Origin of the sequence: Microcystis sp. M53598_WE2, assembly GCF_030067735.1 — a bacterium.
Classification (GTDB): domain Bacteria; phylum Cyanobacteriota; class Cyanobacteriia; order Cyanobacteriales; family Microcystaceae; genus Microcystis; species Microcystis aeruginosa.
The window spans coordinates 1-1,567 of sequence record NZ_JASJFE010000020.1 but is presented as its reverse complement, the minus strand read 5'-3'; the positions used below and the strand labels follow the sequence as shown (position 1 = coordinate 1,567).

Here is a 1,567-nt window from a genome sequence, read left to right as displayed (position 1 = left end):
GGTGATACCCATCACCCATCTCGCTTGTTATCAACCACTGTCTTCATCGAGGAGGAACACCATGTCTCAACCGATCGAACTTTCCTTAGAACAACAGTTCAACATTCGTTCTTTTCAGACTCAGGTAGAAAAAATGAGTCAGGAGCAAGCGCAGGATTTCCTGATCAAGCTCTACGAACAAATGATGGTCAGAGAAAATATGTACAAAGCTTTTCTCAAACACCAGTGGGGTCTAGATTCTAATCCCTGGGCTCCCCAATAACTCATTTCACCCCTGCGGGCGACCTCTTTCTCCGGCTGGGTTTCTCCGGAAACGAGCTAGGGATGCGGGGCGCATTTCTTCACCTTTTTAGCTATTCTTAGGGAAGGATAACCGAATTGCTAGGGGTTAATTTATGTTCGAGCGCGCTTTGATCTGTACAGATCTTTTCGATGGTCTCCATCGTCTTGTCCATTGTGTGCCACACTTAGCCCTGAGCGGCTTAAAACAAGTTATCTTCCTCCACAGTATTCCGGTTTGGGAACAACCCACCCTAGCTGCCGTAAATCAAGCGAAAATTGACGCGGCCAAAGAAAAATTATCCCCAGCTTTAGCAAATATTCCCGACGGTATGACAGTTATTGTCGAAATCTCTAACCGTCGTCCCGTGGATGCCGTGCGGGAAATCCTCGCTAATCACTCTATTGACGTGATTTTGATGGGAAATCCCATGCGCGGTGCTGTCCAAGAAAAATTATTCGGTAGTACCAGTTTAGCGATCGCAGGTATGACCGATATTCCGCTGCTGATTTTCCGACCGCAATTATTATCAGTTTATACTCGCGATGAATTGGCCCTGCGCTGTCAGCATCTCTGGAAACATTTATTAATTCCCTACGATGGCAGTCCCGACGCGATTTATCTAATTGAACAGATGGAAAAATACGCCCAAACCCGCGCCCCCGGCTCTTTTGAGCAATGTCTCCTCGTCCGGGTAGTGGAAAATATCAGTCGCGATCCCGGTGTCACCGAATCTCGTTTAAATGATGCCCGTCGGGAATTAGAATCGGTGCAAGTGCGACTAGAAAAACTCGGTTTGCAAGTACAGAGCGAAGTGCGACAAGGAACACCTGTATTAGAAGTTTTGACGGCAGCAGAAGAAGATGATATCAGTGCGATCGCTGTGGCCACCTGCCATCGTTCCAATATGTTGGAATGGTTAGCCGTGCGTCGGATTAATGAAGATATTCTTCATCAACTGTGGTTTCCGCTCTTATTTTTCTCACCGAAGGGATAGACTGGAAAAAAGACCCTCTTGGGGATAAACCACAAAGGCACAAAGGACAGAGAGAGCAAGACAGATTCGATCAGTAAATCTATCACACAAACGACAAGAGAGCCGAAGATTTTTTGGGGAAAATTAACTTAAGTAAGTAGTTATAATTAAATTAAAAATAGATTTTGCCTCTGATCCCCCCTGCCCCTCCTAGGGTTGATTCATAGTAGGGTTGATTCATAGTAGGGTTGATTCATAGTAGGGTTGATTCATAGTAGGGTTGATTCATAGTAGGGTTGATTCATAGTAGG

Annotated in this window: 2 protein-coding genes; both read left to right on the top strand. The window is 45.5% G+C overall.

The features are described 5' to 3' along the window. Positions 1-61: 61 nt before the first annotated feature. Entirely contained in the window at positions 62-262 is a 201-nt protein-coding gene (locus PX636_RS00470) for an NblA/ycf18 family protein (RefSeq protein ID WP_002739006.1), read from the top strand. A gap of 133 nt (positions 263-395) precedes the next feature. After that, positions 396-1,277 (top strand): universal stress protein, encoded by an 882-nt coding sequence (locus PX636_RS00465; RefSeq protein ID WP_288115878.1) that lies wholly within the window; start codon positions 396-398, stop codon positions 1,275-1,277. Positions 1,278-1,567: the final 290 nt, after the last annotated feature.